The 688-nt window shown below is 33.9% G+C and carries 1 protein-coding gene; it reads right to left on the bottom strand.

Annotation, left to right across the window (positions count from 1 at the left end; all coding sequences use genetic code 11):
- Nucleotides 1–688: zinc-binding alcohol dehydrogenase (locus E3E36_RS11095; RefSeq protein WP_167895491.1), on the bottom strand; the 688-nt coding region annotated here is incomplete at both ends.

Genomic DNA, 688 nt, shown 5'->3' with positions numbered 1-688 from the left:
AGCGATAGACCTTGAACTTTCTAAATGATCATATACTTTATAAAATTCTTCCAAATCTATCTCTTCGCTTATCAGTCTCTTAACATTGATAATTTTCTGGGATATTGCCTGAAGAAATGAATCAAAGTTTCTTTGTTCTGTCCAACGTACATAAAATATGGGATAGTCATTACCGTTTTGTTCATAGTTAGTATCATGCCTTCCAGGTCCGTAGGAACAAGAAACCTGAAAAGAGATTTCTTTTTCATAAAAGTCAGATCGTTTTAAATTTAAACCAACTACACCCGTTAATATAACCCTACCTTTTTTTCGACACATATTTGCGGCTTGCGAAATCACTTCATCACTTTTAGTGGAAGCAGTTATAATTACACCATCCGCACCAATATTTTTTGTATAATTTGTTACAATCTTTACAACATCTGTATTATTATCTACAGTAAAAGCGGTTATATTATTTTGTTTAGCCAGTTCTACTTTTGACTGATCGAAATCGAATGCGATTACTTTACAGCCATTGGCTTTTAAGATATCAGTTGTTATTTGCCCTACCAATCCTAAACCGACAACTACAAAAGTTTCTCCAAAAGTCGGGTTCGCCAAACGAACACTATGTAAAGCGATAGCTCCTATTACTGCAAAAGAAGCCTCTTGATAACTTACTTCATCTGGTATTTTTGTTACTAGA

Origin of the sequence: Thermococcus sp. M36, from assembly GCF_012027355.1 — an archaeon.
GTDB lineage: Archaea > Methanobacteriota_B > Thermococci > Thermococcales > Thermococcaceae > Thermococcus.
This window is presented reverse-complemented; position numbering and strand designations above follow the sequence as displayed.